This is a genomic window from Aeromonas sp. (assembly GCF_050633025.1).
Taxonomy (GTDB): domain Bacteria; phylum Pseudomonadota; class Gammaproteobacteria; order Enterobacterales; family Aeromonadaceae; genus Aeromonas.
This window is the reverse complement of the sequence record NZ_JBODRQ010000024.1, coordinates 14,846-35,398: the sequence shown is the minus strand read 5'-3', so window position 1 is coordinate 35,398 and position 20,553 is coordinate 14,846. Positions and strand designations below refer to the sequence as shown.

Here is a 20,553-nt window from a genome sequence, read left to right as displayed (position 1 = left end):
GATGTGCGATGACGGCATCCAGAGCATGCCGGAGATAAAAGAGGGCGACCCCGGGATCGCCCTGTTCTCAGCATCACTTCCCCCCGAAATAGTCAAACTGATCCAGCTGCTGGACAAGGTGCAGGGCTGTGAACTGATCGGCCGTTTTCGTCTCAACTGACAGGCGTTGAGCTGCAGCTCAGCCCCGCCGTTTGAGTTTCTGGGCGATGCGCTGTTGCGCCTCTTCCCCTTGCAGTGCCTGAGCGAAGGCGCGCGCCTCCAGATCGATGACAAAGTGCACCGCCTGTTTAAGCTCCTGTTTCAGCAGCGCCTTGCTCTTTTGCAGCGCTCTGGGCGGTTTGGCCGCCAGCTTCAGTCCCTGCTCGCGGGCAAAGGGGAGCAATCCATCGGCCGCCACCACCTTGTTGGCCAGCCCGAGCCGCAGCGCCTCTTCGGCATCAATCGCCTCGGCCAGCAGCAACAGCTCGGCCGCCTTGAGGTGCCCCACCAGACGTGGCAGCAGCAGGCTGGAGGCGAACTCCGGCACCAGTCCCAACTCGACGAAAGGAAGCTGCAAGCGGGCGTTATCCCCCAGATAGACCAGATCGCAGTGCAGCAGAATGGTGGTGCCAATCCCCACTGCCGGGCCTGCAACGGCGGCGATCACGGGTTTGGGGAAATCGGCCAGAGTGTGGAGGAACTGCAGTATGGGGTCGTCGGGCTCCAGCGAGCTCTTGCCCATAAAGTCGGCCAGATCATTGCCCGCGGTAAAGCAATCCTGCTGCCCCTGCAGCAGCAGGACATGCACCTCCTCATCGGCTGCCGCCTCTCGCAGCGCTGCCACCAGTTGCTTATAGAGCTCGGTATTGAGGGCGTTGCGCTTGTCGGGGCGGTTGAGGGTCAGGGTGAGCAAGCCATCCTGCTGCTCGGCGATGAGAATGGGGGCCATGTCTAAATCCTTGTTATTGAAAGGTGCAAAAAAGGTTGCCGCTGGGGTAACCTTGGGGCCGTTTAACAACATCATAAAAGGATTTCAACCATGTTTAAACGTGCGTTTTATTCTCTGCTGGTTCTGGGTATGACGGCGCCGGCACTGGCGAAGGTCGAGGTTGTCGACGGCTATGTGCGCCTGTTGCCGCCGGGCTCCCCCAACACTGCCGCCTTTATGGTGCTCAAGAATGACGCCGACAAGCCGGTCAAGCTGGTGGCGGCTGCTTCAGCTGCGGCCGGGCGTGCCGAGCTGCACACTCACCTGCACGAAAATGGCGTGATGAAGATGCGTCAGGTCGAGAATATCGAGATCCCGGCCAAGGGCGAAGCGGTGCTGAAACCGGGCAGCCTGCACATCATGCTGTTCGAGGTGGGCACGCTCTCCGAGCAGACTCCTTTCCCGCTCACCCTCACCATGGATGATGGCCAGAAGCTGGATCTGTCACTGCCGGTGAAGCCGATTGAGCCGATGGCCGAGATGAAGCATATGAAGCACTGACATTTGTCGTCGTTTGTTCAGGATTGACGCTGGGTATTTTGGCTGCACCGGGTAAAATAGTGCTCTTTTCCATGTATACAAGAGGAAGTGACGTAATGAAAAAGACGCTGATTGCCGGCTTTGTACTGGCACTGTGCAGCCAGAGTGCCATGGCCGCTGACGACTGGCGTTTCGCCGCCGGTGCTGACGTATGGGCCGCCAAGGGCAGTGGTCAGGCTTATGGCACCAGTGCTGATGGCAGCTATGACGACAGCTACAACTGGAACGGCTATCTGCAACTGGAACACGGCATCATCTTCCTGCCGAACGCCAAGTTTGAAGTCTCCGATTTCAGCACCTCCGGCGGCAACTTCAAGAACGATCTGACCGCCTACGATCTGAGCCTCTACTATCGTCTGTTCAACAACGATCTGTTCAAGATCGATCTGGGTATGACCGGTCGTCACTACGATGGCGAGCAGGTCTACTCCGGTCGCAAGGGTTATGACGAAGATACCCTGATGGCCTATGCCGGCAGCGAAGTGAAGATCCCGGGCACCGGCATCGCCTTCTTCGGCGATCTGCGCACTCACGATGCGGACAACTATGACTACCGTCTGGGTGGTTCCTACAAGTTCTCCTCCATGCCGATCAAGCTGCGTGCCGGCTGGCGTGAAGCCAAAGTCGATTTCGACAATATCGATCAGTCTGTCGACGGCTGGTTCATGGGCGGCGAATTCACTTTCTAATCTGACCGTCAACTGACGACGAGGAGCGATAATGGGCCACATCATAGTGACAGGTGCCGGTTCCGGTCTGGGCCGGGCGCTGACCATCGGACTGGTTGAGCGGGGCCATCAGGTCTCCATGATGGGGCGCCGTTATCAGCGACTGCAGGAGCAGGAACAACTGCTCGGTAACGCGGTGATCGGTATTGCCGCCGATCTGGCGCACCATGAAGAGGTCGACGTCGCCTTCGCTGCAGCGGTGGAGTGGGGTGGCCTACCCGAGCTGGTGCTGCACTGTGCCGGCGTGGGCGAGTTTGGCCCGGTCGGTGTTTACACCGCGGAGCAGATCCGCCGGGTAGTGGAGAGCAATCTCGTCTCCACCATTCTGGTGGCTCAGCAGACGGTACGGCTCATCGGCGAGAAAGGCGGGGTGCTGGCCAATGTGCTCTCCTCCGCCGCTCAGGTGGGCAAGGCCAACGAGAGCCTCTATTGCGCCTCCAAATGGGGGATGCGCGGCTTTCTGGAGTCGTTGCGCGCCGAGCTGAAAGGCTCGCCGCTGCGGCTGGTCAACCTCTACCCGAGCGGGATCCGCAGCGAATTCTGGGACAACTCGGATCATGTTGACCCGAGCGGTTTTATGACCCCGGAAGATGCGGCGGCCTATATGCTCGACGCACTGGAAGCCAGAAGCAGCTGCCACGTGACCGATCTCTTTATCGGTCGCAATCCCTGAGGCGAAGCCCGCCATCCAGTTGCCGTCGTCAGAGAACGCAGAAACAAAAAGCGCGCCAAACGGCGCGCTTTTCTATTCAGGCAAGGGGGCGGAATTAACGGCCCAGCTTGGCCTTGAGCATGGTGATGATGCCGCTGATGGCCACTTCCTGCTTCTCGCCGGTGCGGCGGCACTTGTACTCCACCACGCCGTTGTCCAGACCGCGATCGCCGATGACGATGGCGTGCGGGATACCCAGCAGCTCCATGTCGGCGAACATCACGCCCGGGCGCTCTTTACGGTCGTCGAACAGCACGTCCACACCCGCCGCTTTCAGCTCGGCGTAGAACTGCTGTGCCTGCTCGGCCACGCGCTCGGATTTGTGCATGTTCATTGGCACTATGGCCACTTCGAACGGGGCGATGGCGTCCGGCCAGATGATGCCGTACTGGTCGTTGTTCTGCTCGATGGCGGCGGCCACCAGACGGGAAACCCCGATACCGTAGCAACCCATCTCCATGGTGACGGACTTGCCGCCTTCGTTCAGCACGCTCGCCTTCATCGCTTCGGAGTACTTGGTACCCAGCTGGAAGATGTGGCCCACTTCGATACCGCGCTTGAGTTGCAGCTTGCCCTGGCCGCACGGGCTCGGGTCGCCTTCCACCACGTTGCGCAGGTCGGCAACTTCGTAGGTAGCGATGTCGCGATCCCAGTTGGCACCGGTCAGGTGGAAGCCGGTCTCGTTGGCGCCGCAGACGAAGTCCGCCAGATGGGCGGCGCTGCGATCGACGATGATGCGACCGGCAAAGTCGACCGGACCGATGGAACCGGCATCGCAACCGGCGGCTGCTTTAATCTGCTCGTCGTTGGCGAAGGTCAGCGGGTTGGCCACGCCAGCCAGTTTCTCGGCCTTGATCTCGTTCAGTTCGTGGTCGCCACGCAGTACCAGCGCGATGACGGCCTGCTTGCCGTGCTCATCTTCCTCTGCCAGTACCAGCAGGGTCTTGGCGATGGCGGTCGGAGCCACGTTCAGGAAGGCAGCCACTTCGTCGATGGTGTGGACGTTCGGGGTGGCAACCTTGGTCAGGGCTGCGGTGGCGGCAGCGCGCTCACCAGCCGGTGCCAGCGCTTCGGCCATCTCGATGTTGGCGGCGTAATCTGATGTATCGGAGAAGGCGATCAAGTCTTCACCGCTCTCGGCCAGCACCTGGAATTCGTGGGAGCCGGTACCACCGATGGAGCCGGTATCGGCCTGCACCGGACGGAAGTTCAGACCCATGCGGGTGAACGCCTTGCAGTAGGCGGCGTGCATCTTCTCGTAGGTATCGACCAGAGACTCTTTGTCGATGTGGAAGGAGTAGGCATCCTTCATCAGGAATTCGCGGCCACGCATCACGCCGAAACGGGGTCGCACTTCGTCGCGGAACTTGGTCTGGATCTGGTAGAGGTTGAGCGGCAGCTGCTTGTAGCTGTTCACTTCGTAACGTACCAGCGCAGTGATCACCTCTTCGTGGGTCGGGCCCAGCACGAAGGGACGGTTGTGGCGGTCGGTCAGACGGCACAGCTCGGGACCGTAGTCATCCCAGCGGCCGGACTCCTGCCACAGCTCGGCGGGTTGCACCACTGGCATGGAGACTTCGACGGCACCAGCATTGTTCATCTCTTCGCGAACAATGTTCTCGATTTTCTTCAGTACCCGCAGACCGGTTGGCAACCAGGCATACATGCCGGAGGCCAGTTTACGGATCATCCCGGCGCGCAGCATCAGCTGGTGGCTGACAACTTCAGCGTCGGAGGGGGTTTCCTTGAGAGTGGAAAGCAGATATTGGCTGGTACGCATCGCGGTAGACCTTAGCTAGAACGGGCGCGGGGCCCAGGATAATTTCAAGGGCGGAATTTTAACAGGCTGGGCGTTATGGCCCAAGGGCTAAATTTGCCGCAACCCGAAAGGTGGCAACGCCCGGCAGATGGCCAGGGGCAATGACCATTGCAACAAGCAGGCTTTTTATGCCTGCAATTTGGCCGGATCTCCGCTAAACTCTGCCACCTTTTCTCGATGGGCATGGCTCTGCCGCGTTCATCACCCCCCATTTTTAGTACTTTTGGAGCCGCTCATGCCGTTAGTGGGACATCAACACCAGATCGAGATCCTGGAACTGACCGACAAAGGAGATGGCAAAGGACGCCTGTTCGATCGCCCCCTGTTTGTCGAAGGTCTGCTGCCCGGTGAGCAGGCGCTGGTGGAGCTGACCGAGGTCAAGCCGAACTATCTGCACGGCAAGGTCACCGAGCTGCTCCAGCCCTCTGCCGATCGGGTTGCCGATTTCTGCCCCAACACCGAGTGTGGTGGCTGTCAGGTGCGTCCGCTGGCCTATCCGGCCCAGCTCAAGCTCAAGCAGGCACTGGTGCAGAGCGCACTGGAACAGGTCGGGCTGGGTGACACCCCGGTCAAGGATATCCTTGGCATGGAGAGCCCGTTCGCCTATCGCAACAAGGCGCAGTACGCGGTGCGCGGTTGTGACGCCGGTGCCGAGATCGGTTTTTATCGCAAGCACTCCCACGATCTCATCACTGCCGATGACTGCGCGGTGCAAGACTCGCTGCACATCGAGCTGAATGCCCGGGTGCGCAACTGGATGCGCGCGCACGAGATCAAAGCCTATGACGAAGTGAACCACAGCGGCTGCGTGCGCAACCTGATGACCCGCAAGGGCTTCAAGAGCGGCGAGCTGATGGTGGTGCTGGTCACTTTGGGTGAGGAGCTGCCGTTCGAAGCCGAACTGTTGGCTGCTCTGAGCGATCTGCCGATCACTACCCTGGTGCAGAACATCAACGATGAGCGCACCAACCGCATTCTGGGCGCGACCAACCGGGTGCTGCTCGGCGAAGGGGTGATCCGCGACAAGATCCACGAACTCGAGTTCGAGATCTCGCCGCTCTCCTTCTTCCAGAACAACCCGGCCCAGACCGATGTGCTCTACTCCAGTGCCCTCGAGTATGCCGAGCTGACCGGTAATGAGACTGTGTTCGACATCTATTGTGGTATCGGCACCATCTCCCTGTTCCTGGCTGGCAAGGCCGCCAAGGTCGTCGGGATCGAGTCGGTGGAGAGCGCCATCAGCGATGCCCGTCGCAACGCCGCCCTCAACGGCATCGAGCACACCGAATTCCACGTCGGCAAGGCGGAGCAGCTGATGCCCGAGCTGCACGCAGAGGGCGTGACCGCTGACGTGGTGGTAATGGACCCGCCGCGCAAAGGCTGTGACAAGGCCGTATTGCAGACCCTTGTCGCCATGGCGCCCCGTCGTCTGGTCTATGTCTCCTGCAACCCGCAGACCCTGGCCCGCGACCTTGCCTGGCTGGTCAAGCAGGGCTTCGTGCTGGACGAAGTGCAACCGGTCGATATGTTCCCGCATTCCATGCATGTGGAAGCGGTTGCCCGCTTGAGCCTGCCAGCCAAGGCATAAGTCGCCTGACTTTTGCTCATAAAAAAACGACGCCCACGGCGTCGTTTTTTTTGGGTAACCATCAACGGTGACCTGGGTTACCACTAGGGCCTTATTGACCCATCACCCATAATTGCATTCTCATTCTGGCGGCCTTACCAAGGCACATATCGATACCATCAGGCGCCCTGAGGCGCCTTGCTATCAGATGGCAACGGGGGCCTTGATGCCGGGATGGGGGTCGTAACCCAGGATCTCGAAATCCTCGAACTGGTAATTGAAGATGGAATCAGGCTTGCGCTTGATCACCAGGGTAGGCAGCGGGCGCGGTTCGCGGGAGAGCTGCAGGGCTGTCTGCTCCATGTGGTTGGAGTAGAGGTGCACATCACCCCCGGTCCAGACGAAGTCACCCACTTCGAGATTGCACTGCTGGGCCATCATATGGGTCAACAGGGCGTAGCTGGCGATGTTGAACGGCAGGCCGAGGAAGACGTCACAACTGCGCTGATAGAGCTGACAGGAGAGCTTGCCGTCCGCCACATAGAACTGGAAGAAGGCGTGGCAAGGGGCCAGCGCCATCTTGTCCAGCTCGCCCACGTTCCAGGCTGAGACGATGATGCGGCGTGAATCCGGGTTGTGCTTGATGTCATCCACCGCTTTCTGGATCTGATCCACCACGCCACCATCGGCGGTCGGCCAGGAGCGCCACTGGGCGCCATAAACCGGCCCCAAATCGCCATTTTCGTCGGCCCACTCATCCCAGATGCTGACGCCGTTCTCTTTCAGATAAGCGGTATTGGTGTCACCGTTAAGGAACCAGAGCAGCTCATGAATGATGGAGCGCAGGTGGCACTTTTTGGTGGTGACCAGCGGGAAACCTTCCGCCAGATTGAAGCGCATCTGATGGCCGAACAGGGAGACAGTACCGGTGCCGGTACGGTCTGACTTGACGGTGCCCTCATCGAGGATCTTCTGCATCAGGTCGAGATAAGCTCGCATTATTTCGCCTCCTTGACAGCATTACCGAACAGCTGCGGGCGCTTGTAGGCAACCCAGATCATCAGGGCACCGATGAGGATCATCGGGGTGGAGAGGATCTGGCCCATGCTAATCTCGTTGAAATAGAGACCCAGCTGGCTATCTGGCTGGCGGACAAACTCCACCAGGAAGCGGAACAGGCCGTAGAACAGCAGGAACATGCCGGAGATGGCGCCACGCGGCGGGTTCTTGCGCCAGAACAGGTTCAGGATGATGAACAGCACCACCCCTTCCAGTGCGAACTGGTAGAGCTGGGAGGGATGACGCGGCTCGGGGCCTGCCTCGGGGAAGATGATGGCCCAGGGCACATCTGTGATCCGGCCCCACAACTCACCGTTGAGGAAGTTGCCAATGCGGCCGACGCCGAGGCCAAACGGAATGAGCGGTGCCACAAAGTCGGCCACGGTGAAGAAGTGGCGTCTGGTCTTGTGGGCAAACCAGATCATGGCAGTGATCACCCCGATCAGACCGCCGTGGAACGACATACCCCCGGTCCAGATCTTGAACAGATAGGTGGGATCCGCGAGGAAGAGATCGAAGTTGTAGAACAGCACGTAACCGACCCGGCCACCGAGGATCACCCCGAGGAAACCGTAGAACAGCAGATCAGACACCTCGTTGCGGGTCCAGCCGCTGTTCGGTGCATCGGCGCGACGGCCAGCCAGCCACATGGCAAACGCAAAACCGAACAGGTACATGAGACCATACCAGCGTACCGATAGTGGTCCCAAACTGAATGCTACGGGATCAATCTGCGAGAAAACCCAATATCCATCGTGCTGCATATGCGGCCCCAGTCAAAATAAAAGCCGCATTTTCCGATCATTCGTCAGCAGGGACAAGGCATGATTATCAATTACACTGTTTCGATTTATGACCAGCTCGCAGCAAACCGCCCAAACCATGCTCCTCCAGATAGCGGGCAAACAGACCGCGCAGCACGTGGGGATTGTCATGTTTGAGACCATCGGCCAACAGTTCGGTCAACTCGCTCAGGGTGGATTGGCGCAGCACGTACTTGATCCGGGCGATGTTGTGGGTGTTCATACTGAAGCGGCGATATCCCATAGCCAGCAGCAGCAGCACACCGACCGGATCGCCGGCCAGCTCGCCGCAGACCGACACCGGCTTCTGGTAGCGGTGGGAAGCATCAACCAGCTGTTGCAGGGCGCGGATCACCGCAGGATGGAAGGCATCGTAGATGTTGGCAACCCGGGAGTTGTTGCGATCCACCGCCAGCAGGTACTGGGTCAGGTCGTTACTGCCCACCGACCAGAAGTCGATGAGCGGCGCCATCTCCGGCAAGATAAAGAGGGCTGAGGGCACCTCGATCATCACCCCAAGGCTGGGGTAGCGGATCACCGCATCGCGGCTTGCCGCCTCTTCCGACACCTCTCGCCACGCCTGATCCAGCAGACGACGGGAGGCTTTGATTTCGCTGACGCTGCTGATCATCGGCAGCATGATGGCCAGATTGTCCAGCCCTTCGCTGGCCCGCAGCATCGCCTTGAGCTGCACCAGAAACAGTTCGGGGTGATCCAGGGTGATCCGGATCCCCCGCCAGCCAAGGAAGGGATTTTCCTCGACGATGGGGAAATAGGGTAACGGCTTGTCGCCGCCTACATCCAGCGTCCGCATGCAGACCGGTCGATTGCGATAGGTCTCGAGAATGCTGCGATAACGGGCAGTCTGCTCCCACTCGGAGGGGAAGCTCTCCTGCAACATGAAGGGGATCTCGGTGCGATAGAGACCCACCCCGTCTGCCAACTGATTGAGCGAAATCTCGGTATCGGCGCTGAGACCGGCGTTGAGCAGCAGGGAAACCTTGGTGCCGTCCGCCGTCTCCGAAGGCTGGTTGTCAACGCTACGCACCAGACTGTCGAGCGCCCGCTCTTCGCTCAGCAGTTGGCGATACTCGGTCAGGATCACCTGATTGGGTTCGATGAAGAGATCGCCGCTGTAGCCATCGACGACCAGCATGCGGCCACCGATATCTCCGAGCGGCAGATCCACCCCCATGATGGCGGCCACTCCCATGGCGCGGGCCAGAATGGCCGCGTGGGAGTTGGTGCCCCCCTTGAGCGAGACTACCCCGGTCAGATACTCCCGAGGCACTTCTGCCAGAATGGTGGCCGTCACCTCGTCGGCGACCAGCACCACCGGCTCACCGATGGAGATATGTTCCGGCTCGTTTTGTACCAGACGACTGATGAGGCGCTGGGCGATATCCTTCACATCGGTGGAGCGCTCCTGCAGATAGGGATCCTTCATCCCCTTGAACTGCTCGATGAGGCGATCGCTGACCAGTTTGACGGCGGAGACCGCGGTCCAGTGCTCCTTGCTCACCTTGTTGCGGATAGGCTTGATGTAGCCGGGATCGGCGAGCAGATGGAGATAGATGTCAAAAATGGCGACCGAATCTTCGCTGTAGCTCTCGCGAAAACGCAGCGCCAGGCTCTCCAGATCGTGGCGAACCTCTTCTACCGCCAGCTCCAGCCGTTCCAGCTGACCGGCGTGATCTTCATCCTTACGCGGGGTGATAGACGAGAGCGCCTTGCGCGGTCGCCACACCCAGGCCTTGGCCATGGCGATGCCGCTGGCACCGGCAATACCGCGCAACGGCTTGCTCCAGTCGGTCTTCTGCAACCACCCCTTGGCTTGCGCCTGGGCGATCCGCGCCGCCAGCTGGGCCGCCAGGGTGACCATGAAGGACTCCTCCCCCTCGTCGAAGCGGCGACTCTCTTTTTGTTGCACCACCAGGATGCCGACCACCTGACGCTGGTGCATGATGGGGGCGCCGAGGAAGGAGCGGAATGCCTCTTCGGCGACATCGGGCAGGAATTTGAAACTGGGGTGCGAGGGGGCATCAGCCAGGTTGATCAGCTCTTCTCGCTGACCCACCAGACCAACGATACCCTGCTCGTAGGGCAAAGTCACCTTGCCGACCGCGGACGGGGCCAAGCCGTCGGTAGCCGCCAAGCGATAGCGACGCACCTCGGGTTCCGAGACATAGACGGAGCAGCAGTCCACTGCCATGGCGTGCCGGGTTTGGCTCACCAATGCTTGCAAGGCCTGCTCGAGGGTGTTGGCCTCGGCCATGCTCTCGACGATACGTCTCAGTTCCGTTAACAACTAATCTGTGCTCCTTAACGGGCGCGGTTGCGCCGCCCATCCTTCTTGTTGACCTGCACTACCGGCACTGGCATCGCCAGCGGGGCAAACTCTTTCATGACCCGGCGGTAAACCTCCCGCTTGAACGAGACGACCTGACGCACTGGGTACCAGAAGCTGACCCAACGCCAGTCGTCAAATTCGGGATGGCCATGACAGCCGAACTGGATCCGCGACTCCTTGCCCGAATTCAGCTGTAACAGGAACCATTTTTGTTTTTGGCCAATACAGACCGGTGAACTGTCCCAGCGGACAAGACGTTTGGGTAAACGGTACTTTAGCCAGTTACGACTGGTGGCCATGATGGTCACATCTTCGGGCTTGAGGCCAATCTCCTCATAAAGCTCTCGATACATGGCCTGCTCTGGCGTTTCACCATCATCAACCCCCCCCTGCGGAAACTGCCAGGAGTGCTGCCCATAGCGTTTAGCCCACAACACTTGTCCTTCACGGTTACAGATCACGATACCGACATTGGGACGAAATCCGTCGCCATCAATCACGTGATCACCTTATAAAGGCTGAATCTATAAGGAGATTGTTCCACATTCACTCCGTGGCAGCAAACAAGGAGTGAATCCCCTGTTTCATGAATAACTTTCAATTTCAAACATACTTATAAACAAATCCAAGGATCCGCGCCCCCAAGTTGCCCACCCAGGCTGTGCATAAAGCTGTTAGCAAACGGGTATATACAGTACTTTTTAACTGTACGCGAAAAGTACCTCTCCGTATCACCACGCGACATAAAATATAAAAAATCATTATTTTTTATAAGCTTGAGATAAAATAACTGGATCTAGATCCATGTTCCACCAAGAGCCAGATCCATGATCCTGATTGTGAACAAGTTCAACTGCTCAAAGATCCACCGCGGCGAAATTATCCACAGGAGTGGCACAATATCTACCCCGTTTACCCTGTAAAAATGGGGTGGCATTCACAATTTTTTGTAACATATCAGCGACTCCAGCCACTTTCATCCACTTATCCAAGATTTCTGTGGATAACTGTGTGTAACATCATGCACAAACCCTTGGACAACTATTTCGAGGTCAAACCAGACCTGGTTTACTGCTCGATAAAACAGACAAAACCCTTTAAAATCATCACGATGAGCTGATAGCCCCCAAATTCTCTGCATTTGATCTTATCCACTCAGGATCGGTTATAAAAACAGCGATCCTTCTCGGGATCCTCCCCTGTTAGAATATGGCGAGCAAGATGGAGCCAACTATGCCAAGCAATCCCCAATCCGAGCAGGAGTTATTGAGCCGCGCCTATGCCATGGCAGGCTTCACGCTGGCGCAGCTGGCCGCCGAGGCTGGCGTCGCTGTGCCCAAAGACCTGCGCCGTGACAAGGGGTGGGTCGGTCAGTTGATCGAGCTGCAACTGGGGGCCAGCGCCGGGAGCAAGCCAGAGCAGGACTTCCCGGAACTGGGGATCGAACTCAAGACGATCCCCGTGGATCCTCAAGGCAAACCGCTGGAGACCACCTTCGTCTGCGTTGCCCCGCTGATCGGCGTCAGCGGCCAGCGCTGGGAGGAGTCAAACGTGCGCAACAAGCTTTCCCGGGTACTCTGGATCCCAGTGGAAGGCAGTCGTGAGATCCCGGTTGGCGAGCGGCGAGTCGGCATGCCACTGATGTGGAGCCCGAATGAAGAGGAAGATCGGCTACTGCGTCAGGACTGGGAGGAGTTGATGGACATGATAGTGCTGGGGGAAGTGGAGCAGATCAGCGCGCGCCACGGCCAGGTGATGCAACTGCGGCCCAAGGCTGCCAACAACAAGGCGCTGACTCGTGCCATCGGCCGCGATGGTCAACCCATCATGACCTTGCCCCGCGGCTTCTATCTCAAGACTGAATTCACCCACAGCTTGCTGCAACGCTATTTTGCCTTGCCAGTCTGAACTGCATTATCAACATCTTTATCATAAAGTGGTATAAAAACAGGCAGGAGCCATTTTTAACTCACAGACAAGGAGGCGTCATGCCACTTACCAAGCAGTTTCTCAAGTCCAAACCCGAGGTGAAGGTGACCTTCGCCGTAGAGAAGGAAGCCGCCGCAGGGGCGGAGCAAGTGATGCTGATCGGCGAGTTCACTCAATGGCAACCGGTCGAGCTGAAACGCATGAAGAGCGGCGAGTTCAAAGCCACTCTCAATCTGCCGACCGATGGCCCGGGGTACTTCGAATATTGCTACCAGTTCATTACACCGGCAGGGGAAACCCTCTATGAGAATGACTGGGCAGCGGATGACTATGTGCCAAGCCCCTTCGGGCGAGACAACTCGGTAGTTCGGGTCATCCAGTAACGGCATCCAGATAGCCAATAGACGGATACAAAAAAGGCTCGCCATTGGCGAGCCTTTTCACTACCTGTCGAGCTATTTGCCGACATACCGACACCAATTCAAATCGAATTAGTTGAGCTTCTCTTTGATACGAGCAGCTTTGCCGGACAGGTTGCGCAGGTAGTACAGTTTGGCGCGGCGAACATCACCACGACGCTTCAGTTCTACACTGTGGATCAGCGGAGAGTGAGTCTGGAATACACGCTCAACACCTTCGCCGTTGGAGATCTTGCGAACGGTGAAAGCAGAGTGCAGACCGCGGTTACGCTTGGCAATAACGATGCCTTCGAAAGCCTGCAGACGCTCTTTACCACCTTCTTTAACACGAACTTGAACACGTACAGTGTCGCCCTGGGCAAAAGCCGGGATGTCGGTACGCAGTTGCTCTTGTTCAAGCTGCTGAATAATCTTGCTCATTGTCTTTCCTTACCTAGGATAAACTGAAAACTCTACTAAACGCTGTCACGCACTTCGCGGACATACTCGGCAAGAAGTGACTCTTGCTCGTCAGTCAGAGCTAGGTTGTTAATAAGTTCCGGCCTTCTTTGCCAGGTTCGTCCGAGCGATTGCTTGAGACGCCAGCGCCGAATCACTTCGTGATTGCCGCTTGTCAGCGCCTCGGGCACCGTCAGCCCATCCAACACCTCCGGCCGAGTATAGTGGGGATGATCCAGCAAGCCATCCGTAAAGGAGTCTTGCTCGGCACTGGCCTGATCACCCAAGACACCAGGAACCAGACGCGAAACCGCATCGATCAGGGTCATGGCAGGCAACTCGCCACCACTTAACACGTAATCCCCGATAGACCACTCTTCGTCGACTTCGGTTTGTATCACGCGTTCATCGATACCTTCGTATCGACCGGCGACCAGAATCAGTTTCTGATTCGTCGCCAACTCGGTTACGCCCGCTTGAGTCAGCTTGCGTCCCTGAGGAGAGAGATAGATGACTTTCGCCCCGTCTCCCGCCGCTTGCTTGGCTGCATGAATCGCGTCACGCAGCGGCTGAACCATCATTAACATGCCGGGCCCACCACCATAAGGACGATCATCGACCGTACGGTGTTTATCGTGGGTAAACTCCCGAGGGTTCCAGCACTCAATCTGCAGCAGGCCACTCTTGACGGCCCGACCCGTTACCCCGTGCTCGGTAATGGCTCGGAACATTTCAGGGAAGAGGCTAATCACCCCAATCCACATAAGAAACCTCCGGCACCCGTGTTAGCGCGGGAAACTAGAAACCAGGATCCCAATCAACTTCGATTGTTCGAGCAGTCAGATCAATATTCTTGATCACCTGCTCTTCCAGGAACGGAATCAACCGCTCCTTTGCACCAAAGGCATCTTTTACATTGGCCTCAACCACCAACACATCGTTGGAGCCGGTTTCCATCAATTCGGTCACCTTGCCCAGGTCATATCCCTTGGTGGTCACCACGGAGCAACCAATCAGGTCACGCCAGTAGAACTCGCCCTCGGGCAACGCAGGCAACAGATCGGCGGCTACGCCAATCTCGACATTGGTCAATGCCAGGGCATCCTCGCGCACATCGATACCATCGAGTTTGCAGATCAGACCCTTGTTGTGACGTTTCCAGGATGAAACCCGAATTTCACGCCACGCCCCGTTCTGATTAATCAGCCAGGGGTTGTAATCGAAAATCGCTTCGGCAACATCGGTGAAGGAGTTCACTTTAAGCCACCCCTTGATGCCGTATACGGTACCCAGGGTGCCCAGAACTACAGGTTTTTCCACCTTAACTCCTTACCGTTTGACTGATTAAGCAGCTTTGGCAGCGTCTTTGATCAGCTTGGCAACGCGGTCAGAAACAGCGGCGCCAGTAGCAACCCAATGCTCGATACGAGCCAGGTCCAGGTTCAGCTTTTCAGCCTGACCAGAAGCAACCGGGTTGAAGAAACCAACGCGCTCGATGAAACGACCGTCACGGGCGTTACGGCTGTCAGCAACTACTACCTGGTAGAACGGACGCTTTTTCGCGCCACCACGTTGTAAACGAATGGTTACCATATCGTCCTCATTAACATCTAATGAACAAGGCCCGCAAACACGCGGACCCTAGCTTAAAATAAGCCGCATAATTCTACTTGGATTCGTAATAATTGCAACCAAGCCAGCCATTTTTTGCGCAGGGCGGCAATGAAAAGGGCCTGCAACTCGCAGACCCTCGCTCAATACCTAACTCCGGATAATCAGAACGGACCGCGACCGCCACCAAATCCCGGTGGCAGCATGTTCTTCATCTGGCTCATCATTTTGCGCATGCCGCCCTTGCCGGACATCTTCTTCATCATGCGCTGCATCTCGGTGAACTGCTTGAGCAGCTTGTTCACATCCTGCACCTGCATGCCGGAACCCGCTGCGATACGGCGCTTGCGAGAGCCCTTGATGAGGTCTGGATGGGCACGCTCCTTCGGCGTCATGGAGCTGATGATGGCCTCCATCCGCACGGTGAGCTTGTCATCCATCTGATCTTTCACGTTATCCGGCAGCCCGGACATGCCGGGCAGCTTGTCGAGCATTCCCATCATGCCGCCCATATTACGCATCTGGGCCAGCTGCTCGCGGAAATCTTCCAGATCGAAACCCTTGCCGCTCTTGACCTTGCTGGCCAGCTTGGCGGCTTTCTCTTTATCGACGTTGCGTTCGACCTCTTCGATAAGAGAGAGCACATCGCCCATACCGAGGATACGGGAGGCAAGACGATCCGGGTGGAACGGCTCAAGCGCATCGGTCTTTTCGCCCATACCGATAAACTTGACCGGCTTGCCGGTGATGTGACGTACCGACAGTGCGGCACCACCACGGGCATCGCCGTCCGCCTTGGTAAGGATCACGCCGGTGAGCGGCAGTGCTTCGTTGAACGCCTTGGCGGTGTTGGCAGCATCCTGACCTGTCATGGCATCCACCACGAACAGGGTCTCAACCGGCTTGATGGTGGCATGCAGATCCTGGATCTCGGCCATCATCTCGCTATCAACGTGCAGACGACCGGCGGTATCGACGATCACCACGTCATAGAATTTCTTGCGCGCCTGATCGATAGCGGCGGTGGCGATGTCAACCGGCTTCTGGCTGGCATCGCTCGGGAAGAAGTCGACGCCGATGTCGCCCGCCAGGGTCTCCAGCTGCTTGATCGCCGCAGGGCGGTAGACGTCTGCACTGACCACCAGCACCTTCTTCTTGCTGCGCTCTTTGAGCAGCTTGGCCAGTTTGCCAACTGTGGTGGTCTTACCGGCACCCTGCAGACCAGCCATCAGGATGATGGCGGGCGGCTGGGCAGCCAGGTTGAGCTGTTCGTTGGCCTCCCCCATCACGGTGACCAGTTCACCGTGCACAATCTTGATGAATGCCTGGCCCGGGCTCAGGGATTTGGCCACTTCTTGCCCGACTGCGCGCTCTTTGACACGCGCCACGAAATCACGCACTACCGGCAGGGCGACATCCGCCTCGAGCAGCGCCATGCGGACTTCGCGCAGGGTTTCCTTGATGTTCTCTTCGGTCAGGCGGCCGCGGCCGCTGACATTGCGCAAGGTGCGCGAGAGTCGTTCAGTCAAATTCTCAAACATGACGCATTCCGGTTCTTGGCGTTGTAAATGGGGGCATTATAACCCAGAGCAGCCACGAGGACGATTATTCGCCGCACTGCCGTTCATCGATGCTTCATCCCTATATATGGGCGGATCAGCCATTGCACAACTGGCGACCATTTGGCGCGCAAGGTATACTGCCCCTCTTACCCACAAAAGCTTGTGCATCAACGACCTGGTTATGATCGTAATCTCTGTTCTGGCCCTGGCGTTTTATTTGCTGGCCATCATCGCCTCTCTGCATCTGTTACTGAGCGCCAAGCCGGTGGGACAGCGCTCCCTGTTCGCCTGTATCGGATTGGCCCTGATCGCCCATGCCAGCGCCCTCGGTTCAGAGGTATTGCAGAGTTCCGGCCAGAACCTGAGCATGCTCAACGTTGCCTCGCTGGTGAGTCTCATCATCAGTTGCTTCATGACGTGCGTCACCCGCCGCTTCAACGGCTGGATCCTGCTGCCGGTGGTCTACAGCTTCTCGGCCCTGCTGCTGGCAGCCAGTGCCCTGATCCCGGGTCGCTACATAACCCATCTGGAGGCCCATCCCCAGTTGTTGCTGCACATCGGCCTCGCCCTGATGGCCTACTCGGTATTGATGATCGCCTGTCTGTTTGCTCTGCAGCTCGCCTGTTTGGATAAGCAGCTTAAATCGAGAAAAATCAGTAATCTGCCAGCCATGCCGCCACTGATGACAGTGGAAAAACGGCTGTTCCAGCTGATCTCTGCGGGGGTACTACTGCTGACCCTCTCCATCGCCTCCGGCCTTTTTTTCCTCGAAGATATGTTCGCCCAGGGCAAATCCCACAAGGCGGTGCTCTCCATCCTGGCATGGTGTGTCTACGTGCTGCTGCTGTGGGGCCATCACACCTATGGCTGGCGAGGCCGTAAAGTGATTACCCTGAGTCTGATTGGCAGCTTCATCCTGACCTTGGCCTACTTTGGCAGCCGCTTCGTCAAAGAAGTGCTGTTGAGCTGACACCTATACTCTTTTAGCAACACCATCCAACAGGAGCCCTTTTTGGACAGCATCTCAACGAGTACATTACTGATTGTTCTCGTTATCTTGATCCTTCTTTCCGCCTTTTTCTCCAGTTCCGAAACCGGCCTGATGTCCATCAATCGCTACAAGCTGCGGCATCTGGCACAGACCAAACACAAAGCCGCACGTCGCGTCGAGCAACTGCTCGCCCGCCCCGATCGCCTGCTGGGGCTGATCCTGATCGGCAACAATCTGGTCAATATCCTCGCCTCCGCCATCGCCACCATCGTCTGTATCCGGCTGTTTGGTGATCTCGGGGTCGCCATCGCCACCTTCGGGCTGACCCTGGTGGTGCTGGTATTCGGTGAAGTGACGCCAAAGACCCTGGCCGCCATGTTCCCGGAGAAGATCGCCTATCCTGCTTCCTGGGTGCTCAAGGGGCTGATGGTGCCGCTCTCGCCCTTCGTCTGGATGATCAACGGCATTACCAGCGGCCTGCTCAAGATGCTGAAGATCAATCCCAACAAGGATGACTCCCTCAACACCGAGGAGCTGCGCACCATAGTCAATGAGGCGGGTAACCTGATCCCCCAACGTCATCAGGAGATGCTGCTGAGCATTCTGGATCTCGACAAGATGCTGGTCGAGGACATCATGGTGCCACGCAGCGATATCTACGCCATCGACATCAACGATGACTGGAAGAGCATCCAGCGCCAGCTGGCCCACTGTGCCCACACAAAAATCCTGCTATATCGCGACAATATCGACGACGTTGTCGGCTTTTTGCACGCGCGCGATGCCCTGCGGCTGGTAGCCAGGGACCAATTCAGCAAATCGAGTCTGTTGCGGGAAGTGGACGAAATCTACTTCATTCCGGAAGGCACGCCGCTCAACGTGCAGCTGGCCAAATTCCAGCGCAACAAGGAGCGAATTGGCCTGATCGTCGACGAATACGGCGATATTCAGGGGCTAATCACTCTGGACGACATTCTGGAAGAGATCGTCGGCGACTTCACCACCTCCATGACGCCAGCGCCGAGCGACGAGATCCATCCCCAGTCAGATGGTTCTTATCTGGTCGAAGGCTCAGCCAATATTCGTGAGCTGAACAAGGAGATGAACTGGCACCTGCCCATCGACGGCCCGCGTACCCTCAACGGTCTGATCCTCGAATATCTGGAGGAGATACCCCAGCCCAACATCGGGATCCGGCTGGCGGGCTACCCCATCGAGATCCTCGAAGTCGAGAACAACATGGTCAAAATGGCGCGGATCATGCCGTCTTCCTACCGTGCGGATGCGGACCCATCACCTTGAAAAGGCTATGTCCCAATTACGTGTTGCATGGGGCGCCCCAGCGCCTCATGCAAACACGCTTTGATATTTACGCCATTGCCGTAACGTTCCAGCATCCGGCGCCAACCCAAGCAGTTCTTCAGGTAGTGCGTAGGTAACCGTTCCCCAGCAGGGGCTTGACGCATACAACTCGACAGGTATGGGGTAATCCGTTTTCCCGATGCAGGCACGGACGACGGCGCGCAGCCACTCCTCTGGACAACGCTCCAGTCGTTTGGCCGTCTCCACCAAGGACAGTATTCGCTGGCGAAACAACTCCCCCACGGTGTGAACACACCCCGTAGATCCCTTTTCGCCACAGCACATAGCCGCGCAGCGCTCGCTCCGCCTCATTGTTGGTCAACGGGAGATCGTCATCACTCATCGCAACAATCTGCATTCCCCAGCTCTTGGCATCGGACTGTCTGCCAAAGGTTCGGGATTCTCGGTATACTACCTCTTCGCCTTTATGTTCCCTGACGGTACAGCGATAGCCTAACTCGCCTTTGCTGGTCTTACGTTTTTCTATTGTGTAGCCGGCCATAGATACCTCGTGGAGTACACCTGCCCCATGAAATGGTGGGGCAGATATGGGGCAGGTTCAATCAACAAATGTCTGGAAACACCCGCAAATGACTCAGAAACAAATCAGTGAAAACCCCGTTAAATCAGGCTCTGAGGCCATATCTGGCAAGCCTGCCCACCGCCAGACATTCTCGATTGCCCCCATGCTGGACTGGACTGATCGGCATTGCCGTTATTTTCATCGGCTGATGAGCCGCCAGACCTTGCTCTATACCGAAATGGTGACCACCGGCGCCATCATCCACGGCAAGGGGGATTATCTGGGTTACAGCGAGCAGGAGCATCCCATCTCCCTGCAGCTGGGTGGCAGCAATCCGGCCGATCTGGCCCGTTGCGCCCGACTTGCCGAGGAGCGCGGTTATGACGAGGTGAACCTCAACGTCGGCTGCCCATCCGATCGGGTGCAGAATGGCCGCTTTGGTGCCTGCCTGATGGGTGAACCGGCACTGGTGGCTGACTGCGTCAAGGCGATGCGTGATGTGGTCGATATTCCGGTGACGGTGAAGACCCGTATCGGCATCGACGATCAGGACTCCTACGAATTTTTGCAGGCCTTTATCGAGCAGGTGCGCGATGCCGGTTGCGATACCTTTATCGTCCATGCCCGCAAGGCCTGGCTGAGCGGCCTGAGCCCCAAGGAGAACCGCGAGATCCCGCCCCTCGATTATCCCCGCGTCTATCGGGTCAAACAGGATTACCCTGAGCTCACCATCGCCCTCAACGGCGGCGTCACCTCCATGGAGCAGACTCTCGAGCACCTGCAACACGTGGACGGCGTCATGATGGGGCGTGAAGCCTATCAGAACCCCTACATTCTGGCGCAGGTGGACAAACAAGTGTTCGGCCAGAACAACGCCGTGCCGAGCCGCCACGAGGTGGTGCGGATGATGCTGCCCTATATCGAGCAGGAGCTGGCCAAGGGCAACTACCTCTCCCATATGACCCGCCATATGCTGGGGCTGTTCCAGAACATGCAGGGGGCGCGCGCCTGGCGTCGTCACCTGAGCGAAAACGCCTGCAAGCCGGGCGCCGGTATTCAGGTGGTGCTGGACGCCATGGCCAAGGTGCCGGAGTTTGTCAGCAGCGAGATGGCCGAATAAGCCCACTGTGTCAGGGTAAGAACAACAAAAAACGCGTCAGTTGACGCGCTTCA

20 protein-coding genes and 3 pseudogenes are annotated in these 20,553 nt (G+C 57.7%); 10 read left to right on the top strand and 13 right to left on the bottom strand.

Annotation, left to right across the window (positions count from 1 at the left end; genetic code table 11):
* Positions 1–82: 82 nt before the first annotated feature.
* A pseudogene (locus ACRAUW_RS05500) lies at positions 83–160 on the top strand (DUF2753 family protein); the annotation flags it as partial.
* A gap of 18 nt (positions 161–178) precedes the next feature.
* On the opposite strand, the gene ACRAUW_RS05495 reads toward ACRAUW_RS05500, so the two are convergent.
* On the bottom strand, positions 179–928 hold the full coding sequence (locus tag ACRAUW_RS05495; protein ID WP_431361481.1) for an enoyl-CoA hydratase-related protein: 750 nt from the start codon (positions 926–928) through the stop codon (positions 179–181).
* 90 nt (positions 929–1,018) lie between these two features.
* Here ACRAUW_RS05495 and ACRAUW_RS05490 point away from each other — a divergent pair, with 90 nt between their 5' ends.
* The 3 genes from ACRAUW_RS05490 to ACRAUW_RS05480 all read left to right on the top strand — a co-directional run bounded on the left by ACRAUW_RS05490 (position 1,019) and on the right by ACRAUW_RS05480 (position 2,908).
* Positions 1,019–1,468: a copper chaperone PCu(A)C gene (locus ACRAUW_RS05490; RefSeq protein WP_431361480.1), complete on the top strand. Its 450-nt coding sequence runs from the start codon at positions 1,019–1,021 to the stop codon at positions 1,466–1,468.
* 95 nt (positions 1,469–1,563) lie between these two features.
* On the top strand, positions 1,564–2,196 hold the full coding sequence (locus ACRAUW_RS05485) for a TIGR04219 family outer membrane beta-barrel protein (protein WP_431361479.1): 633 nt from the start codon (positions 1,564–1,566) through the stop codon (positions 2,194–2,196).
* A gap of 31 nt (positions 2,197–2,227) precedes the next feature.
* Positions 2,228–2,908 carry an SDR family oxidoreductase gene (locus ACRAUW_RS05480; RefSeq protein ID WP_431361478.1) on the top strand — a complete coding sequence of 227 codons (681 nt, stop codon included), beginning with the start codon at positions 2,228–2,230 and terminating at the stop codon, positions 2,906–2,908.
* Between the two features lie 94 nt (positions 2,909–3,002).
* Here the strand turns inward: ACRAUW_RS05480 and ACRAUW_RS05475 are convergent, their stop codons facing one another.
* Positions 3,003–4,727 carry a proline--tRNA ligase gene (locus tag ACRAUW_RS05475; RefSeq protein WP_431361477.1) on the bottom strand — a complete coding sequence of 575 codons (1,725 nt, stop codon included), beginning with the start codon at positions 4,725–4,727 and terminating at the stop codon, positions 3,003–3,005.
* Positions 4,728–5,001: 274 nt separating this feature from the next.
* On the opposite strand from ACRAUW_RS05475, the gene rlmD reads away from it, so the two are divergent.
* Positions 5,002–6,354, top strand: a complete 1,353-nt coding sequence (gene rlmD / locus ACRAUW_RS05470; protein ID WP_431361476.1) for a 23S rRNA (uracil(1939)-C(5))-methyltransferase RlmD — start codon at positions 5,002–5,004, stop codon at positions 6,352–6,354.
* A 183-nt stretch (positions 6,355–6,537) separates the two neighbouring features.
* Here rlmD and thyA read toward each other — a convergent pair whose 3' ends face one another.
* From thyA to rppH, 4 genes are all read right to left on the bottom strand, one after another.
* Positions 6,538–7,332 (bottom strand): thymidylate synthase, encoded by a 795-nt coding sequence (thyA, locus tag ACRAUW_RS05465; protein WP_431361475.1) that lies wholly within the window; start codon positions 7,330–7,332, stop codon positions 6,538–6,540.
* Positions 7,332–8,156, bottom strand: a complete 825-nt coding sequence (lgt, locus tag ACRAUW_RS05460; RefSeq protein WP_431361474.1) for a prolipoprotein diacylglyceryl transferase — start codon at positions 8,154–8,156, stop codon at positions 7,332–7,334. The genes thyA and lgt overlap by 1 nt, the downstream gene beginning before the upstream one ends.
* 67 nt (positions 8,157–8,223) lie before the next feature.
* Positions 8,224–10,503 carry a phosphoenolpyruvate--protein phosphotransferase gene (ptsP, locus tag ACRAUW_RS05455; protein ID WP_431361473.1) on the bottom strand — a complete coding sequence of 760 codons (2,280 nt, stop codon included), beginning with the start codon at positions 10,501–10,503 and terminating at the stop codon, positions 8,224–8,226.
* A gap of 14 nt (positions 10,504–10,517) precedes the next feature.
* On the bottom strand, positions 10,518–11,045 hold the full coding sequence (rppH, locus tag ACRAUW_RS05450; protein WP_005357996.1) for an RNA pyrophosphohydrolase: 528 nt from the start codon (positions 11,043–11,045) through the stop codon (positions 10,518–10,520).
* 733 nt (positions 11,046–11,778) lie between these two features.
* Between rppH and mutH the strand changes: the two genes are divergently transcribed.
* Together mutH and ACRAUW_RS05440 are read left to right on the top strand one after the other, a co-directional pair.
* Complete coding sequence (gene mutH, locus ACRAUW_RS05445) at positions 11,779–12,453, top strand: DNA mismatch repair endonuclease MutH (RefSeq protein ID WP_431361472.1); 675 nt, start codon at positions 11,779–11,781, stop codon at positions 12,451–12,453.
* A gap of 80 nt (positions 12,454–12,533) precedes the next feature.
* Positions 12,534–12,857, top strand: a complete 324-nt coding sequence (locus tag ACRAUW_RS05440) for an isoamylase early set domain-containing protein (protein WP_431361471.1) — start codon at positions 12,534–12,536, stop codon at positions 12,855–12,857.
* Positions 12,858–12,965: 108 nt separating this feature from the next.
* Here the strand turns inward: ACRAUW_RS05440 and rplS are convergent, their stop codons facing one another.
* The 5 genes from rplS to ffh all read right to left on the bottom strand — a co-directional run bounded on the left by rplS (position 12,966) and on the right by ffh (position 16,483).
* The gene (gene rplS, locus ACRAUW_RS05435; RefSeq protein WP_005313505.1) at positions 12,966–13,313 is read right to left on the bottom strand and encodes a 50S ribosomal protein L19; all 348 of its coding nucleotides are present in this window, start codon (positions 13,311–13,313) and stop codon (positions 12,966–12,968) included.
* 35 nt (positions 13,314–13,348) lie between these two features.
* Positions 13,349–14,095 (bottom strand): tRNA (guanosine(37)-N1)-methyltransferase TrmD, encoded by a 747-nt coding sequence (trmD, locus tag ACRAUW_RS05430; protein ID WP_431361470.1) that lies wholly within the window; start codon positions 14,093–14,095, stop codon positions 13,349–13,351.
* A gap of 34 nt (positions 14,096–14,129) precedes the next feature.
* Positions 14,130–14,651, bottom strand: coding sequence for a ribosome maturation factor RimM (gene rimM, locus ACRAUW_RS05425; protein ID WP_033114063.1), 522 nt, complete (start codon positions 14,649–14,651; stop codon positions 14,130–14,132).
* A gap of 24 nt (positions 14,652–14,675) precedes the next feature.
* Positions 14,676–14,924, bottom strand: coding sequence for a 30S ribosomal protein S16 (gene rpsP, locus ACRAUW_RS05420; protein ID WP_431361469.1), 249 nt, complete (start codon positions 14,922–14,924; stop codon positions 14,676–14,678).
* Between the two features lie 182 nt (positions 14,925–15,106).
* A complete protein-coding gene (gene ffh, locus ACRAUW_RS05415) occupies positions 15,107–16,483 on the bottom strand; it encodes a signal recognition particle protein (protein WP_431361468.1) in 1,377 nt (458 codons plus the stop codon).
* 202 nt (positions 16,484–16,685) lie between these two features.
* Between ffh and ACRAUW_RS05410 the strand changes: the two genes are divergently transcribed.
* Together ACRAUW_RS05410 and ACRAUW_RS05405 are read left to right on the top strand one after the other, a co-directional pair.
* Positions 16,686–17,474, top strand: coding sequence for a cytochrome C assembly family protein (locus tag ACRAUW_RS05410; protein WP_431361467.1), 789 nt, complete (start codon positions 16,686–16,688; stop codon positions 17,472–17,474).
* 42 nt (positions 17,475–17,516) lie between these two features.
* Complete coding sequence (locus ACRAUW_RS05405) at positions 17,517–18,797, top strand: HlyC/CorC family transporter (RefSeq protein WP_431361466.1); 1,281 nt, start codon at positions 17,517–17,519, stop codon at positions 18,795–18,797.
* A gap of 5 nt (positions 18,798–18,802) precedes the next feature.
* Here the strand turns inward: ACRAUW_RS05405 and ACRAUW_RS05400 are convergent.
* Positions 18,803–18,928 (bottom strand): annotated as a pseudogene (locus tag ACRAUW_RS05400) (IS1595 family transposase); the annotation flags it as partial.
* 19 nt (positions 18,929–18,947) lie between these two features.
* Positions 18,948–19,185: pseudogene (locus ACRAUW_RS05395) on the bottom strand (IS66 family transposase); the annotation flags it as partial.
* A gap of 262 nt (positions 19,186–19,447) precedes the next feature.
* Between ACRAUW_RS05395 and dusA the strand changes: the two are divergent.
* Positions 19,448–20,500, top strand: coding sequence for a tRNA dihydrouridine(20/20a) synthase DusA (gene dusA, locus ACRAUW_RS05390; RefSeq protein WP_431361465.1), 1,053 nt, complete (start codon positions 19,448–19,450; stop codon positions 20,498–20,500).
* Positions 20,501–20,553 lie beyond the last annotated feature (53 nt).

What these genes read in the sequence shown, in the direction of transcription:
- ACRAUW_RS05495 (WP_431361481.1), bottom strand. Translation starts at nt 928, where the DNA reads ATGGCCCCCATTCTCATCGCCGAGCAGCAGGATGGCTTGCTCACCCTG.
- ACRAUW_RS05490 (WP_431361480.1), top strand. Translation starts at nt 1,019, where the DNA reads ATGTTTAAACGTGCGTTTTATTCTCTGCTGGTTCTGGGTATGACGGCG.
- ACRAUW_RS05485 (WP_431361479.1), top strand. Translation starts at nt 1,564, where the DNA reads ATGAAAAAGACGCTGATTGCCGGCTTTGTACTGGCACTGTGCAGCCAG.
- ACRAUW_RS05480 (WP_431361478.1), top strand. Translation starts at nt 2,228, where the DNA reads ATGGGCCACATCATAGTGACAGGTGCCGGTTCCGGTCTGGGCCGGGCG.
- ACRAUW_RS05475 (WP_431361477.1), bottom strand. Translation starts at nt 4,727, where the DNA reads ATGCGTACCAGCCAATATCTGCTTTCCACTCTCAAGGAAACCCCCTCC.
- rlmD (WP_431361476.1), top strand. Translation starts at nt 5,002, where the DNA reads ATGCCGTTAGTGGGACATCAACACCAGATCGAGATCCTGGAACTGACC.
- thyA (WP_431361475.1), bottom strand. Translation starts at nt 7,332, where the DNA reads ATGCGAGCTTATCTCGACCTGATGCAGAAGATCCTCGATGAGGGCACC.
- lgt (WP_431361474.1), bottom strand. Translation starts at nt 8,156, where the DNA reads ATGCAGCACGATGGATATTGGGTTTTCTCGCAGATTGATCCCGTAGCA.
- mutH (WP_431361472.1), top strand. Translation starts at nt 11,779, where the DNA reads ATGCCAAGCAATCCCCAATCCGAGCAGGAGTTATTGAGCCGCGCCTAT.
- ACRAUW_RS05440 (WP_431361471.1), top strand. Translation starts at nt 12,534, where the DNA reads ATGCCACTTACCAAGCAGTTTCTCAAGTCCAAACCCGAGGTGAAGGTG.
- rplS (WP_005313505.1), bottom strand. Translation starts at nt 13,313, where the DNA reads ATGAGCAAGATTATTCAGCAGCTTGAACAAGAGCAACTGCGTACCGAC.
- trmD (WP_431361470.1), bottom strand. Translation starts at nt 14,095, where the DNA reads ATGTGGATTGGGGTGATTAGCCTCTTCCCTGAAATGTTCCGAGCCATT.
- rpsP (WP_431361469.1), bottom strand. Translation starts at nt 14,924, where the DNA reads ATGGTAACCATTCGTTTACAACGTGGTGGCGCGAAAAAGCGTCCGTTC.
- ffh (WP_431361468.1), bottom strand. Translation starts at nt 16,483, where the DNA reads ATGTTTGAGAATTTGACTGAACGACTCTCGCGCACCTTGCGCAATGTC.
- ACRAUW_RS05410 (WP_431361467.1), top strand. Translation starts at nt 16,686, where the DNA reads ATGATCGTAATCTCTGTTCTGGCCCTGGCGTTTTATTTGCTGGCCATC.
- dusA (WP_431361465.1), top strand. Translation starts at nt 19,448, where the DNA reads ATGACTCAGAAACAAATCAGTGAAAACCCCGTTAAATCAGGCTCTGAG.